Consider the following 15638-nt stretch of genomic DNA (forward strand, 5'->3'; position numbering starts at 1 on the left):
AGAGGCCGTTCACCCGTCGACATCGGGCGATGGTCCCCGGGACAGTGCCGGCGACAGGGCCCGCACGTACGTGTCCGGTTCGTCGAGGGCCGGGGCGAGCCGCAACTTGACGTCGACCGCCAGCACCCCGCGGGCACTGGCGAGCACGGGGTTGAGGTCGAGCTCGGCGACCTCGGGCAGGTCCTCGGCGAGCCGCCCCACGCGCGACAGCAGATCCTCCAGCGCCCCGGTGTCGGCCGGCGGCACGCCCCGGTAGCCGGTGAGCAGCGGGGCGCCGCGCAGTGACCGCCACATCGCCGCGGCGTCGGCGTCGGTGACCGGGAGCAGCCGGAACGCGCGGTCGCCCAGCAGATCGGTGTGCACCCCGCCGAGGCCGACCATCACGAGCGACCCGAAGAGCCGGTCGTGCACGACACCGGCGACGAGTTCGGCGCCGGCCTCGGCCATCGCCTGGACCACCACAGTCGGTTGCTCCTGTCGCAGGGCCAGGCCGATCGCGGTGTACGCGGCGCGGACGGCGGCGGCGTCGGCCAAGTTGAGCCAGACCGCGCCGACGTCGCTCTTGTGGACGACGTCGGGATCGGCCGCCTTGACCACGACCGGATAGCCGGTCTCGTCGGCGACCGCGACGGCGGCGTCCGCGCCCCGTGCCACGGCCGTCCGCACCACCGGAATGCCGTAGCAGGCCAGCAGGTCGCGGGCGGTTTCGGCGCCCTGCCAGCCACCGCCGGCGGCGAGCGCCGTGGCGACGATCGACCGGGCCCGATGAGCGTCCACCTGGGACAGTTCCGGCTGGCGACCGAGCGGCTCGCGGCGCCAGGCCGCGTACCGGGCCGCCCGGCCGAGCGCCCGGACGGCGTCCTCCGGCAGCGGGAACACCGGCGCGCGGCGGGAGCCGAGCGTCGTCGGGGGCTGGGCCGCGCCCACCACGGCCACCGCGACGGGAAGCTCGGGGGCATCGTCGATCGCGGCGGCGAGCGCCGCCAGCGCACCCGCGATGTCGTTGCTGCGGGTGGCGACGAACGAGGCCACCACGGCGTCCACCTCGCCGCTGGCCGCGAGCGCCGCGATCGACGTGGCGAGAGCCGCCGGGGTCGCCTCGGCACCGAGGTCGACCGGGTTGGCCACGCCGGCCGCCGACGGTGCGGCGGCGCGGATCCGGTCCCGCACCCCGGCCGACAGCTCCGGCACCGCCAGACCGGCGGCGTCGGCCGCGTCGGCGGCCAGGATGTTGAGTCCGCCCGCGTTGCCGATGACGGCGAGCCGGTTTCCGGCCGGCAGCGGCTGGTCGGTGAGCATGCGGGCGGCGTCGAGCAGTTCGCCGAGGGTGTCGGTACGGATCACGCCCGCCTGCGCGAACAGCGTCTCCACCGCGACGTCCGGCGCGGCCGCCGCCGCCGTGTGGGACGCACCCGCGCGCCGGCCGCCGCTGGACCGGCCGCTCTTGACCGCCAGGACAGGCTTGCGGCGGGCCAGCGCGCGGGCCGTCCAGGCGAACCGGCGCGGGTTGCCGAACGACTCCAGGTACAGCGCGACCGCCTTCGTCGCCGGGTCGTCGTACCAGTAGGCCAGCAGGTCGTTGCCGCTGACGTCGGCCTTGTTGCCCAACGAGACGAAGCTCGACACGCCTGCTCCGGTGCGTGCGGCCGACTCCAGGATCGCCACGCCGACCGCGCCGGACTGCGACGCGATGGCGAGCCCGCCGGCCGGCGGGAGCGACGGCGCGAACGTGGCGCTCAGCCGCACGGCCGGGTCGGTGTTGACCACGCCGAGGCACTTGGGCCCGACGAGCCGCAGGCCGTGTGCCCGGGCCAACCGGACCATCTCGGCCTGCGCCGCCGCACCGGCCTCGCCGGTCTCCGCGAGACCCGAGGTGAGGATGACGGCGGCGCCGACACCGGCGGTGGCGCATTCCGCGACGACGTCCCTGGCCCGGTCGGCGGGCACGGCGACGACCGCGAGGTCGACCGGACCCGGAACGGCCGTGACGGACGGGTACGCCACCAGGCCGGCGATCTTCTCCGCGTGCGGGTTGACCGGGTACACCGGGCCGGTGAACCGGTCCGCCAGCAACGCCCGCAACACCTCGTGCCCGATGCCGCCGGGGTGGCGGCCGGCGCCGATCACCGCGACCGACCGGGGCGCCAGCAGCGGCCGGAGCGAGTGGTGGGCCGCGGTGCGGTCACGGGCGCACACCGCGGCCAGCGCGGCGGCGTCCGGGGTCGTCGGCACCCGGACCCGGGTCACGCCGAGCTCGTAGTCCATCGCCCGGTCGACCCCGGGTGCCAGGTCCCGGCTCACCCGCAGCATCATCGCGTTGTTCGGGAGCACCTCGCCGACGAGTTCGGCGATGCCGTGCCGGCGCGCCTCGGCCGCCAGTTGCTCCAGCAGCAACGTCCCGACCCCCTCGCCCTGGCGTACGTCGTCGACGAGCACCGCGAACTCGGCGTGGTCGGCGTCGGTCACCTCGTACGACGCGACCCCGATGGCGCGGCCGCTGTCGTCGGCGAGAAGGGCGAGATGCGTGCTGTCGTCGGTGCGGACCAGCCGCTCGACCTCACCCGACAGCGACGGCGCGCCGCTGAAGAAGCGCAGGTAGCGGCTGCGTTCGCTGACGCGTTCGTGCAGCGCGAGCAGCTGATCGGTGTCTGCCGCGGTGACCGGCCGGATCCGGACGACGGCGCCACGCGCCGTCAGTACGTCCACTGTGGACATGGGTCCAGGTTCACAGCCGCCGGGCCGGACCGACAGGGACCTACGGTCATGATCTCAGTGACCTTGGACCTGGCCGTTGCGCGCGCCTCCACCGCAGGATGTGCATAGGATTTCGCGAAGGACAAACTCCCCGGGGAGGAAACGGCAGTGATCGCCGACGAACTACTGGCAGCGCTCGCGAACCCGGACGACGGCGAGGTGGAACGGCTCGACACCTGGTGGCGGGCCAACAACTACCTGACGGTCGGGCAGATCTACCTGCAGGGCAACCCACTGTTGCGCGAGCCGCTGGCGCCCGAGCACATCAAGCCCCGCCTCCTCGGACACTGGGGCACCAGCCCCGGCCTGTCGCTGATCTACGCGCACGTGTCACGGCTGATCTCCCGTACCGGGCAGCAGGCGATCTACCTGGCCGGGCCGGGCCACGGTGGCCCCGCGCTGGTGGCCGCCGGCTACCTGGAGGGCACCTACAGCGAGATCTACCCGGACGTGTCGCTCGACGAGGCCGGCGTGCTCCGGCTGTTCCGCCAGTTCTCCAGCCCCGGCGGCATTCCGAGCCACGTCTCGGTGACCACGCCCGGCTCCATCCACGAGGGCGGCGAACTCGGCTACGTGCTCGTGCACGCGTTCGGTTCGGTGATGGACAACCCCGACCTGCTGGCTGTGGCCGTCGTCGGTGACGGCGAGGCGGAAACCGGTCCGCTGGAAGGGTCCTGGAAGGGCGTCTCGTTCCTCAACCCGGCGCACGACGGCGCGGTCCTCCCGATCCTGCACCTCAACGGCGCGAAGATCGCCGGGCCGACGGTGCTCGCCCGCAAGGACCCGGCCGAGGTGCGCTCGCTGTTCGAGGGCCACGGCTACGACGTGCTCGAGGTCGGCGGCGACGACCTGCCCGGCATGCACCACCGGTTCGCGGCGACGCTCGCCGACGCCTACGGCCGCATCCGGAAGATCCAGGCCGCCGCCAGGAACGGTGACTGGGACGGCTCGCGGCCGCGGTGGCCGATGATCATTATGCGGACACCCAAGGGCTGGACCGGACCCGAGGAAGTGGACGGCATCCGCGTCACCGGAACCTGGCGCTCGCACCAGGTTCCGCTGTCGGGCGTGCGCGACAACGCCGAGCACCTCGCGATCCTGGAGACGTGGCTGCGGTCGTACAAACCCGAGGAACTGTTCGACGATTCGGGTGCTCCCGTCGCGTCCATCAAAGATCTTGCCCCCGACGGCGACCTGCGGATGAGCGCCAGCCCGCACGCGAACGGCGGCCGGATCACCAGGGACCTCGACCTGCCCGACTACCGCGACTACGCGATCGACGTGAACCGGCCGGCCGAGCAGCGGGCCGAGTCCACCCGCAAGCTGGGTGAGCTGATGCGCGACATCTACACCCGCAACCCCGACCGGTTCCGGCTGTTCTGCCCCGACGAGACCAACAGCAACCGGCTCGGCGCGGTCTTCGAGGTCTCCGACCGCGGCTTCATGGAAGCGGTGACCGACGACGACGTGTCGATCAGCCGCGACGGCCGGGTGATGGAGGTGCTGTCGGAGCACAACTGCCACGGCTGGCTCGAGGGTTACACGCTCACCGGCCGGCACGGCATGTTCGCCACCTACGAGGCGTTCGCGATGGTGTCGGCCTCGCAGACGGTGCAGCACGGCAAGTGGCTGCAGGAGGCGGCACACCTGCCGTGGCGGGCCAAGGTGCCCAGCCTCAACGTGCTGCTCACCTCCACCGCCTGGCGCAACGACCACAACGGCTTCTCGCACCAGGGACCCGGCCTGATCCAGGTGGTGCTCAACCAGCGCGGCGACGTCTCCCGGATCTACCTGCCGCCCGACGCCAACTGCCTGCTGTCGGTGGCCAACCACTGCTTCCGGTCGCGGTCCTACGTCAACCTGATCGTCATCGACAAGCAGCCGCAACTGCAGTGGCTGACCATGGACCAGGCGATCGAGCACTGCGCCCGCGGCGCCGGCATCTGGGACTGGGCCGGCACCGACGACGCCTCGTCCGACCCCGACATCGTGCTTGCCTGCGCCGGTGACGTGGTCACCATGGAGACGGTCGCGGCGGCGCAGATCCTCAAGGAGAAGCTGCCCGGGTTCCGGGTGCGCGTGGTCAACGTCGTCGACCTCATGTCCCTGACCCGGCCCAAGGATCACCCGCACGGCATGTCTTCCACCTGGTTCACCGAGTTGTTCACGGATTCTGTCGACGTCGTCTTCGCGTTTCACGGCTACCCCGGCGCGATCCACCAACTGGTGCACGGGCGGCCCGACGCCGACCGGTTCCGGGTGCGCGGCTTCGTCGAGGAGGGCACCACCACGACGCCGTTCGACATGACCGTGCGGAACCGCGCCTCGCGCTACCACCTCGTCATGGACGCGATCAACAACGCCAAGCGGCTCCCACGCGGCGCCAGCGACCTGAAGGCGTGGTGCGAGCGGCAACTCGACAAGCACGCCGCGTACGTCGTGGAACACCTCGAGGACATGCCCGAGGTCCGCGACTGGTCCCTCGGCGACTGGGCCGAACAGGGCTGAAGTCCCTTTGGCAGGGGGCGCAACGCCTCTCCCGGTACTCCTCCTTGATGGCGATACTGAGCTACAGGCCCGGGCTACCCATCGAGGAGGAGCCATGAGAGCCGCGGAAGTCATCGTCGGAATCGACGCCTCATCGGAAAGCAGGCTCGCCCTGTGCTGGGCCGCCGCGGAGGCGCAGCGGCGCGGGTGCCGGCTGCAGATCGTCCACGGGGTCCGCTCCCACTGGCCGGACTCGGCGCTCAGCCCGCAGCACGCCCACCTCGCCGCCCGGCACCAGGCCCCGAAGATCGTCGACGCGGCCCGGGCCGACGTCCGGGAGTGGGCGCCGGGCGTCGAGGTCGACGCGCAGACCGAGGCCGGCGGCGGCGCCGCGGTGCTGATCGCCGCCGCACAGCCCGGTGACCTGGTGGTCGTCGGCAGCCGCGGCCACTCCGAGTTCACTGCCCTGCTGGCCGGCTCGACCTGCCAGCAGGTGGCCATGCACGCCCCCACGTCCGTGGTCGTCGTGCGCGGTCGCCCCGGCCAAGGGGTTGTCGCCGGGTTCGACGGCTCGTCGGACGACGTCCTCGCGGTCGCCTTCGAGATGGCCGACTCGCTGCGGTGCCCGCTGACGGTCCTCCGCGCGTTCCGGCCCTCGACGCCGGCCTGGCCGGCCGACGCCCCGCCGCCGGACGTTCTCAACGCCACCACCGCACAGGCCGCGCTCCGCGACGACCTGCAGGCGATCGTCATGCCGCTGGCCGAGAAGTACCCGGACGTGCGGGTCGAGGTGCAGGTCGCCGGCGGCAACCCGGCCCAGCTGCTCGTCGAGGCCTCCCGCGACGCGCAGCTCGTGGTGGTGGGTTCCCGCGGGCACGGCGGCTTCGCCGGCCTGCTGCTGGGATCGGTCGGGCTGCACCTGGTGCATCACGCCGGCTGCCCGGTGCTGCTCGCCCGGTAGTGAGGGGTGACGACCATGAGGAAGACCGACATCGTCGTCGGCGTCGACGGTTCCCCGGCGAGTTGGGACGCGCTGTACTGGGCCGTCCACGAGGCCTACCGGTGGCGGGCCGACCTGCACGTGGTGACCGTCGACACGAGGTCGACCGACGACCGGCTGGCGCGGATGGTCGCCGACGCGCGGCGGCTGGAGCCGTCCGTGCGGATCACCGGGCACCTGATCCGTGGCGGGGGCGTCGCCGCCCTCCGGTGCCGCATGCTCGTGGTGGGTGGCGCGGGCGGGTTCAGTGCGGAGATCGCCGCCCACGCGACCGTTCCGGTGGTGGTGGTCCGCGGCCGGCTCGGCAGCGAGGAGAGCCCGATCGTGATCGGCGTCGACGGGTCGGCCGGCGCCGAGGCCGCCCTCGCCGTCGGGCTGGGCGAGGCGCGGCTGCGCGGGTCCACGGTGATCGCCGCCTTCGCCTACGGCAGCGCCGGGCATCCGTGGCTCGGCCGTCCTCTCGGTGGCGGGTCCGTGCACTGCTCCGCCTATGCCGCGGTCGAGACGGCGGTGACGCCGTGGCAGGACAAGTTCCCCTGGGTCAGCGTCGAGACGATGACCACGGCCGAGCAGCCGCTACCGGTCCTCACCGGGCTGTCCAGTCACGCGCAGCTGCTCGTCGTCGGTGCGCAGGGCCACGACGCGTCCGAGTCCCTCGGGTCGGTCCCGGCGAGGCTCATGCACCGGGCGCACTGCCCGGTCATGATCGTGCGGTGACCGCGGATCCGGCGACCTCGGACTCGGCGACTTCGGTGCGGTTGCGGCCGCCGTGCTTGGCCGCGTACAGCGCGCGGTCCGCGCGGGCGACCAGCTCGTCCGACGTCTCCTCGCCGGTCCACTCGGCGGCGCCCGCCGAGAACGTCTGGCCGAGCGGGGTGACCGCGCGGAGCCGCTCCACCGTCTCCACCGCCTCGCCCAGCGGCGCGCCGGGCAGCAGCAGGATGAACTCCTCGCCGCCGTAGCGGGCCAGCTTGTCGACCGCGCGGATCTGCTCCTGCCAGGCGGCGGCCGCGCTCTTGAGCAGCCGGTCGCCGGCCGGGTGGCCGAACTCGTCGTTGAACCGCTTGAAGTGGTCCAGGTCGATCATGACGACGGTCATCGGCTCGCCGCTGCGCCGCGCCAGCTCGGTGGCGTGCGGCAGGTGGGTGGTCCAGTCGCGGCGGTTCGACAGGCCGGTCAGGGCGTCGGTGCGGGCCAGCTCGCGGAGCTGGCGCGACTGCGCCTCGATGTGCCGGACGAGGCCGGCCAGGCGGGTGACGACCAGCAGGAACAGCACCGTCGAGCTGGCGGCGATCGCGAACGCGTCGGTGACCTTGCCGCTCAGCGCCTGGGTGGTCAGCACCACCGGACCGACCAGCGCGGCGACGGTGAGCGCCACCAGCAGTGTCGGCCGCACCTGCATGCCGGATCCGGTGTCGAGGGGCTCGCCGAGCTGACGCATGCTCGGGTGCAGCGCGGCCGAGCCGATCGTCGCGAACACCGTCAGGAAGATCATGCTCATGCCGCTCTCCGCGAGGCCGGTCACCTCGAAGCCGGCCTGCGACCAGATCACCCAGAGGATGTCGCCGACGAGCAGCAGCCCCATCGCGCCGACGATCGCGCGCAGGGCGGGCAGCCGCCAGCCGCCGCGGATCAGCAGCCGCGTCGTCATCGCCAGCACGACCACGTCACCGATCGGGTAGCTCGCCACCACCACGTGCCCCACCAGCGTCAGCGACGCGTCGTGCACGCTCGGCCGGATCACGTACACCCAGGAGAGCAGGGCGAGGCCGGCGGTGATGGTGGCGCTGTCGAGCGTCGCGGTCCAGTTGCCGCCGATCCGGTGCCGGCGCTGGACCACCAGCATGCCGGCCACCAGGCACGGGTACAGCGCCAGCCACAGCGCGTCGGCGATGCTCGGGTACGTCGGCCCCTGGAGCTGTTCGATCAGCGTGGCGACCGGGATGCCGGTGGTGTTGAGGAACACGCCGGCGGCGAAGAACAGCCAGGCCGCGCGGCCGGGCGGGCGGTACCGGAGGACGCCGAGGACCGTCACGGCGGCGGCGCTCCACCCGATGGCGACCTGCCAGGCGGTACCGAGCCACGGATGGTCCGCGACAACCGGGTAGAACCCGATCATTCCGGCCATCACGACGACGTACCCGACGAACATCCGCGATCTCACGCCGGGCAGATCGTCAGCGGACCGGCGGAACTGAGCCTGTCCGGCCCGGGGTGATCTGGCCGACACGGTGCCGCGTGATCAGAGGGGGACCCGCCACGTCACCACGGTTCCGCCCGACGCGCCCGCGACGATCTCGGCCGTGCCGCCGAGGTCGGTCGCGCGCGCGGCGATGTTGCGGCGGCCGTGCCCGGTGGAGGTGCCCGGTCCGGGGCCGACGCCGTCGTCGGTGACGGTCAGCCGGACCTCTCCCCCGCCGATCGCGAGATGGACCCGTGCGGAGGAGGCCTGCGCGTGTTTGGCCACGTTCGACAACGCCTCGCGGACCACGGCGAGCAGCGCCACACCCACGTCCTCCGGGATCGCGGTGTCGACCGGACCGTCCAGGCGCAGCTCCGGCCGGAATCCCAGGCCGGCCCGCGCCTCGTGGACGATGCGGCGCAGCTCCGATTGAACGCCACCCGGAGCCGGCCCGCGCAACTCGAAGATCGCGCCGCGGATGTCGCGGATCGTGGTGTCGAGGTCGTCGACGACCGTGTCGAGGCGGCTACTGATCTTCGGGTTGGTGGCCAGTTGCGCCGTCGTCTGCAGGTACATTCCGGCCGCGAACAGGCGCTGGATGACGACGTCGTGCAGGTCGCGGGCGATCCGTTCGCGGTCGCCGAGGACGGCCAGCAACTCCCGCTCGTCCAGCGCCCGGGCCCGTTCCAGCGCCAGTGCGGCCTGGCCCGCGAACGACTCGACCACGGTGACGTCGAGGTCGGCCAGCACGGTGCCGCTGCCGGAGATGTAGGCGACGACGAGCGCGCCGTACGAGATCTCGCCGGCGGCGAGCGGCACCAGCAGCGCCGTCGCGGTGCTCAGCGGGACCGGCCAGTCGGCGGCGCGGCCCAGGTCTTCGAGGACGGTCAGGTGACGCTCGTCGAGCACCGCCGCGAACTCACTGCCCGGGACGGTCACCCGCGCACCAAGGAGGCGCTCGTCGCAGCCGCTGGCGACCTCGACCACCAGGTCGTCGTCCTCGCGGAGCAGGACCATCGCGAGATCGGCCTCGGCGACCTCGCGGGCCCGCGTCGCGACCAGGTTCAGGGCCTCGGTGCGCCGCACGTCACCGAGCAGGACGCCGGTGATCTCCGCCGCCGCCTCCAGCCAGCGCTGCCGGCGGCGGGACTGCGCGAACAATCGCGCGTTGTCGATCGCGGCACCGGCGGCCACCGCGAGCGCGACGACCATCTCCTCGTCGTCCTGGCCGAACTGCCCGCCGCCCTCCTTCTCGGCCAGGTACAGGTTGCCGAAGACCTGGTCACGGATGCGCACCGGCACGCCGAGGAAGCTGTGCATCGGCGGGTGGTTCGGCGGGAACCCGTAGGCGCGCGGGTGCCGGGTGATGTCGTCGAGGCGGATCGGGCGCGGCTCGTCGATGAGCAGGCCGAGCACGCCGTGGCCGCGCGGCAGGTCACCGATCGCGCGGTGGGTCTCCGCGTCGACGCCGTGGGTGATGAACTCGACCAGCATCCGGTCGTCACCGATCACGCCGAGCGCGCCGTACCGGGCGCCCGCCAGCCGGCACGCCGCCTCCACGATGCGCTGCAGCGTGGAGCGCAGGTCGAGGTCGGCGCCGATCGCCACCACGGCGTCGAGCAGGGCCCGCAGCCGCTCCCGGCTGGCCACGACCTCACCGACCCGGCCGAGCACCTCGTGCAGCAGATCGTCGAGATCCACCGGCGGCAACCCGAGTGCGGACCCCACGGTCTCCTCGTGCGGCTCGGTCATGCCGGGATCCTAGAGCCGGTCGGTGCCGAACAGCTTCGCCGCCAGCACCGCGGCCTGGGTGCGCCGTTCCAGGCCGAGCTTCGCCAGCAGGCTGGACACGTAGTTCTTGACCGTCTTCTCGGCCAGAAACATCCGGTTGGCGATCTCGCGGTTGGTGAGACCCTCGGCGACGAGGAGCAGGATCCGCCGCTCCTGATCGGTCAGGTCGCGCAGCTCGTCGGGCTGCTCGGGGCCCTTGCGGATGCGCTCCAGCACCCGGGCGGTGACCGCCGGGTCGAGCAGCGACTGGCCGGCGGCGACCCGGCGGATCCCGTCGACCAGGTCGGTGCCGCGGACCTGCTTGAGGACGTAGCCGGCCGCACCGGCCATGATCGCGGCGAACAGCGCCTCGTCGTCCTCGTACGAGGTGAGGATCAGCGCCTTGATGGACGGGTCGACCGACCGGATGTCGCGGCACACGTCGATGCCGCTGCCGTCGGGCAGCCGCCCGTCGAGCACGGCGACGTCGGGCCTGAGGGCGGGGATGCGGTGCGTCGCGTCGACGGCCGAGCCGGACTCGCCGACCACCTCGATGTCGTCCTCCTGCTCCAGCAGGTCGCGCAGGCCGCGGCGGACCACCTCGTGGTCGTCAAGCAGGTAGACCCTGATCACATCCTCATTTCTACCGGATACGGCGCCGGATACCCACCGTTCCTCCGGCCCGTCCCATACAGGTCGTTCGACCCTGAACAACCACGTCGTCGATGGCGACAGTTGATGCCATGGCCGCCATCCAGTTCACCGACCGCCGGAGCGTCGAGAGTCTCGCTCTCGCGCGGGCGGCGTCCGCCGCGATGTCGGCGCCGGCCACCGTCGACGGACGCCCGTGGCGCTGGCGCATCGACGGTCCCCTGCTGTCGTTGTTCGCCGAGGACACCCTCGGGGCGGTGACCGTGAGCTGCGGGATCGTGCTGCATCACGCACGCATCGCGCTCGCCGCCGACGGTGTCGCCGCCGACGTCCGGTACCTGCCCGACCCGGCCCGTTCCGACCTGCTCGCCACGATCGGCCACACCGGTCCGGCCCGCCCCGGTACCGCCGAGGTGCGGCTGTACCGGGCGATCGCGGCCCGCCACAGCGACACCCGGCCGATCTCCGCCGCTCCGGTTCCCGAGGCGGTACTGGACCGGGTGCTGGCTGCGGCGCGACGGCCCGGCGTCACCGTGCGGACGCGGGACGCCCGCCTCAGTGTCCACCCCACGGATGACCGCCCGGAGCTCCTGCTGGGGGCCGGCGAGGCGACGTCGGCGATCCTGCTCGCCGCCAACGTGGAAGGGCTGGCCACCGAGCTGGGCCCCGGCCCGGGCGGAGCGGTTGCCACCGTCCGGATCGGGGTGCCGGCCGCCGGCCCGCGCATCCGGTGATCCGCCGCCGGCGGAACACGCCGGCCCGCACGTCGTCGTCGTGGGCCGCGCCGGCACAGGGGTGTCGGCAACGGCGGACACGGCGGACCTCGATGACCGGGCCGTCGGTCATCGAGGTCAGACCGCGAGCAGGCCCGTCTCGCGGAACTGCCCGAGGGCACGGGCGACCGTCGCGTCGTCGGGTGGTTCGACGTCGGCCAGTGGGAACCGCAGGCCGAGGTCGCGGTACTTGTGGGCGCCGAGGCGGTGGAACGGCAGGACGTCGACGCGTTCCACGTTGCCGAGGCCCGCCGCGAAGCGGGCCACTCCCCCGACGTTGTCGGGGTCGTCGGTCAGGCCGGGTACGAGGACGAACCGCACCCACACCGGCGTGCCGCGGTCGGCCAGCCGTCGCGCGAACGTGAGCGTCGGGTGCAGGTCGCGGCCGGTCAGCCGGTGGTAGAGCGTGCGGTCCCAGCTCTTGATGTCCAGCAGGACCAGGCCGCACGCGTCGAGGAGGTCGTCGGTGGCCCTGGCACCCAGGAACCCGGACGTGTCGAGCGCCGTGTGCAGGCCGAGATCGCGCGCGCCGGCCAGCAGCGCGCCGGTGAACGCCGGTTGCAGCAACGGTTCGCCGCCGCTGACGGTGAAGCCACCGCCGGCGGCGATGATGAACCGGCGGTGCCGCTCGACGTCGGCCAGCACGCCGTCGGAGGTCGTCGCGGTGCCCGACCGCATCCGCCAGGTGTCCGGGTTGGCGCAGTACAGGCACCGCAGCGGACACCCGGCGGTGAAGGCGACGAACCGCGTCCCGGGACCGTCGACGCCCGTCGACAGGTCCCAGGAGTGCAGCCGGCCGGGAACGTTCATGCCGATTCGTGGAACGTGCGCGAGAGGACGTCGCGCTGCTGTTCGGGCGTGAGGCGGACGAAGTTGACGGCGTATCCCGACACCCGGATGGTCAGCTGCGGGTACTTCTCCGGGTGCGCCATCGCGTCCTCCAGCGTCTCGCGGGTGAGCACGTTGACGTTCATGTGGTAGCCGCCCGCGTCGGTGTAGCCGTCGAGGATCCCGACCAGGTTGGTGACGCGCTCCTCGACCGTGCGGCCGAGACCGGCCGGCGTGACGGTCGTGGTCAACGAGATGCCGTCCCGGGCGTGCTCGAACGGCAGCTTCGCCACCGACAGCGCCGAGGCGACGATGCCGTGCCTGTCCCGTCCGTTCATCGGGTTCGCGCCCGGCGCGAACGGTTCACCGGCCCGCCGGCCGTCGGGCGTGTGGCCGGTGTGCTTGCCGTACACCACGTTCGACGTGATGGTCAGCACGGACAGGGTCGGTATCGCGTCGCGGTAGGTCGGCTGGCGGCGCACCTTCGCCATGAACGACTCGACCAGTTCGACGGCGATCGCGTCGGCCCGGTCGTCGTTGTTGCCGTACGTCGGGAAGTCGCCGGCGGTCACGAAGTCCACGACCAGGCCGGTCCCGTCGCGCACCGGTTCGACGGTGGCGTAACGGATCGCGGAGAGGCTGTCGGCGGCAACCGACAGGCCCGCGATCCCGGTCGCCAGGAACCGCCGCACGGGGTGGTCGTGCAACGCCATCTCGATGCGCTCGTAGGCGTACTTGTCGTGCATGTAGTGGATGGTGTTGAGCGCGTCGACGTATGTGGAAGCGAGCCAGTCCAGCACGCGGTCGAACGCCGCCCGGACGGTGTCGTAGTCGAGCACGTCGTCGGTGAGTGGCGGCAGCGGCGGGGTCACCTGCACGCCGCTCACCTCGTCGCGGCCGCCGTTGATGGCGTACAGCAACGCCTTCGCGAGGTTGGCGCGGGCGCCGAAGAACTGCATGTCCTTTCCGACGCGCATGCCCGACACGCAGCAGGCGATCGCCGCGTCGTCGTCCAGGTACGGTCGCAACAGGTCGTCGTTCTCGTACTGGACGGCGCCGGTGTCCAGCGACACCGTCGCGCAGAACCGCTTGAACCCCGCGGGCAACCGGGGCGACCACAGCACGGTGAGGTTCGGTTCCGGTGCGGGGCCGAGGTTGTAGAGCGTCTGCAGGTACCGGAACGAGGTGCGGGTCACCAGGGTGCGGCCGTCGGCCGACATGCCGCCCAGGCATTCGGTGACCCAGGTCGGGTCGCCGGAGAACAACTGGTCGTACTCGGGTGTGCGCAGGAACCGGATGATGCGCAGCTTGATGACGAAGTCGTCGACGAGTTCCTGCGCCTGCGTCTCGGTGAGCCGCCCCTCGTCGAGGTCGCGTTCGACGAAGACGTCGAGGAAGGTGGACGTGCGACCGAGCGACATCGCCGCGCCGTTCTGCTCCTTCGCGGCGGCGAGGTACGCGAAGTACAGCCACTGGATCGCTTCGCGTGCCGTGGTCGCCGGCTTCGAGATGTCGTAGCCGTAGGACGCCGCCATCCGCTTGAGTTCGCCGAGCGCGCGGACCTGCTCGGCCAGCTCCTCCCGGTCCCGGATGATGTTCTCCGTGGCCCGGGAACCGTTCAACGCCGCGCGCTCGCCGCGCTTGGCCTCGACGAGGCGGTCGACGCCGTACAGCGCCACGCGGCGGTAGTCGCCGATGATGCGGCCGCGGCCGTAGGCGTCCGGCAGTCCGGTGATGATGCCGGCCTTGCGGGCGGCCAGGATCTGCGGGGTGTATGCGTCGAAGACGCCGTCGTTGTGGGTCTTCCGGTAGGTGGTGAAGATCTCCGTGACCTTCGGGTCCGGCGTGTACCCGTACGCCTTGAGGCCACCCTCCACCATCCGGTAGCCGCCGTTCGGCAGGATCGCCCGCCGCAACGGCGCGTCGGTCTGCAGGCCGACGATGAGTTCGCTGTCCCGGTCGATGTAGCCGGGCGCGTGCGAGGTGATCGTGCTCGGCGTGGCCGGGTCGGCGTCGTAGATTCCGCGCTCGCGTTCCTCGACGAACATGGCCGTCAGCCGGTTCCACAACGCCGTGGTGCGGTCGGTCGGTCCCGCCAGGAACGTGCCGTCACCGGTGTAGGGACGCACGTTCGCGCGGATGAAGCCGGCGACGTCGACGCGGTCGCGCCAGCCGCTGCCGGTGAAGCCGCGCCATGCGTCCACTGTGGACAATTCGACGACCGTGGTTGTCATGGTTTGACCTCCAGAGTCTCCCCGGCGGGCAGCCGGGGGGTGTCCGGGACGGTGTCGGCGGGTGCCACCCCGAGCCGGACCACCAGGTACGGGTAGCCGACGTGCGACACGAGCCGCTGGATCAGCAGGCGCGTGCTCGCGATCTCGGCCGGAGCGCTGAACGGCAGCAGGGTCAGTCCACTGTGGACGGCGTCGAGCCACGCGGCGGACAGCGCCTCGCCGGCGCGCAGCCAGTCGATCGGGGTGTCGCCGGCACCGAACACGACCGCGTACACGGCCGACTCGTCGTGGCCGGCGCCCGGCGGCAGCGTCCCGGTGACGCCGAAGTCGCGGCCGGGCACGGTCGTCTGCGGCGCCTCGCCGGGAATCGACGTGTCGGGGACGCCGGTGCCGGCCGCCCGGTCGCCGCCGACCCAGCCGGCGAGTTCGGCCCGCTGCCGGTCGTCGGTGCCCTCGGCCCGGATCGCGTGGTCGACGGCCACGGCGAGGTCGATGACCTGGTCCCGCCGCAGCACGTGGATGCGCAGGCCGGTGCCGGTCACGGCGCGGGTGACCGCGGCGAGCGCGTCGGCCGGAACCGGTTCGGGCGGCACCGGGCGCCGATCGGTGTGCCGGCGGGGAATCGCGGCCAGCCGCCGCACGGCGGCCGGATCGGGCTCTCCGCGTCCGGTCACGCGGATCCGCGCCACCGGTCCGGCGGTGCCGGCGATCCGGTCGATCTCGACGCTCCAGCCCTCGGCCGCCAGGGCGGTCCCGGCGTGGTGCAGCGCGGCTCCGCAGCTGACCAGCATCATGTGACCGTCCGGGTCGAGCTCGATCAACTGCCGCGACGGTTCGGCCCGGACCTCCAGTTCGGGACCGGCGACCACCAGTCGCCACGGCTGCGTGTTGTGGATCGACGGTGCCCGGCGCGCGGTGTCAGCCGCGCGGGCCAGCGCCTGCGTCACGTCGTTCATCTA

At 72.5% G+C, this 15638-nt stretch carries 11 protein-coding genes; 4 read left to right on the plus strand and 7 right to left on the minus strand.

Going from position 1 to position 15638, the window contains the following annotated elements; all coding sequences use genetic code 11:
- Positions 1-9: 9 nt before the first annotated feature.
- The gene (locus Vau01_RS11095; RefSeq protein WP_203990280.1) at positions 10-2715 is read right to left on the minus strand and encodes a bifunctional acetate--CoA ligase family protein/GNAT family N-acetyltransferase; all 2706 of its coding nucleotides are present in this window, start codon (positions 2713-2715) and stop codon (positions 10-12) included.
- A 147-nt stretch (positions 2716-2862) separates the two neighbouring features.
- Here Vau01_RS11095 and Vau01_RS11100 point away from each other — a divergent pair, with 147 nt between their 5' ends.
- From Vau01_RS11100 to Vau01_RS11110, 3 genes are all read left to right on the plus strand, one after another.
- Positions 2863-5262 (plus strand): phosphoketolase family protein, encoded by a 2400-nt coding sequence (locus Vau01_RS11100; protein WP_373320216.1) that lies wholly within the window; start codon positions 2863-2865, stop codon positions 5260-5262.
- A gap of 94 nt (positions 5263-5356) precedes the next feature.
- Positions 5357-6202, plus strand: coding sequence for a universal stress protein (locus Vau01_RS11105; protein ID WP_203990282.1), 846 nt, complete (start codon positions 5357-5359; stop codon positions 6200-6202).
- A 15-nt stretch (positions 6203-6217) separates the two neighbouring features.
- Positions 6218-6958, plus strand: a complete 741-nt coding sequence (locus tag Vau01_RS11110; RefSeq protein WP_203990284.1) for a universal stress protein — start codon at positions 6218-6220, stop codon at positions 6956-6958.
- Here the strand turns inward: Vau01_RS11110 and Vau01_RS11115 are convergent.
- From Vau01_RS11115 to Vau01_RS11125, 3 genes are all read right to left on the minus strand, one after another.
- A complete protein-coding gene (locus Vau01_RS11115) occupies positions 6942-8405 on the minus strand; it encodes a GGDEF domain-containing protein (RefSeq protein ID WP_239151489.1) in 1464 nt (487 codons plus the stop codon). The two genes, Vau01_RS11110 and Vau01_RS11115, sit on opposite strands and share 17 nt — an antisense overlap.
- Positions 8406-8483: 78 nt before the next feature.
- Positions 8484-10175, minus strand: coding sequence for a GAF domain-containing sensor histidine kinase (locus tag Vau01_RS11120; RefSeq protein WP_203990286.1), 1692 nt, complete (start codon positions 10173-10175; stop codon positions 8484-8486).
- Positions 10176-10184: 9 nt separating this feature from the next.
- The gene (locus Vau01_RS11125; protein WP_203990288.1) at positions 10185-10826 is read right to left on the minus strand and encodes a response regulator; all 642 of its coding nucleotides are present in this window, start codon (positions 10824-10826) and stop codon (positions 10185-10187) included.
- Positions 10827-10936: 110 nt separating this feature from the next.
- On the opposite strand from Vau01_RS11125, the gene Vau01_RS11130 reads away from it, so the two are divergent.
- On the plus strand, positions 10937-11578 hold the full coding sequence (locus Vau01_RS11130; RefSeq protein WP_203990290.1) for a hypothetical protein: 642 nt from the start codon (positions 10937-10939) through the stop codon (positions 11576-11578).
- Positions 11579-11695: 117 nt separating this feature from the next.
- Here the strand turns inward: Vau01_RS11130 and pflA are convergent, their stop codons facing one another.
- The 3 genes from pflA to Vau01_RS11145 are packed head-to-tail and all read right to left on the minus strand — an operon-like array spanning position 11696 to position 15635.
- Positions 11696-12427, minus strand: a complete 732-nt coding sequence (pflA, locus tag Vau01_RS11135) for a pyruvate formate-lyase-activating protein (protein WP_203990292.1) — start codon at positions 12425-12427, stop codon at positions 11696-11698.
- Positions 12424-14679 carry a formate C-acetyltransferase gene (gene pflB, locus Vau01_RS11140; RefSeq protein ID WP_203990294.1) on the minus strand — a complete coding sequence of 752 codons (2256 nt, stop codon included), beginning with the start codon at positions 14677-14679 and terminating at the stop codon, positions 12424-12426. Before pflB ends, pflA begins: the two co-directional genes overlap by 4 nt.
- Entirely contained in the window at positions 14676-15635 is a 960-nt protein-coding gene (locus Vau01_RS11145) for an Acg family FMN-binding oxidoreductase (RefSeq protein WP_203990296.1), read from the minus strand. The genes pflB and Vau01_RS11145 overlap by 4 nt, the downstream gene beginning before the upstream one ends.
- Positions 15636-15638 lie beyond the last annotated feature (3 nt).

It is taken from the genome of Virgisporangium aurantiacum, assembly GCF_016863635.1.
GTDB lineage: Bacteria > Actinomycetota > Actinomycetes > Mycobacteriales > Micromonosporaceae > Virgisporangium > Virgisporangium aurantiacum.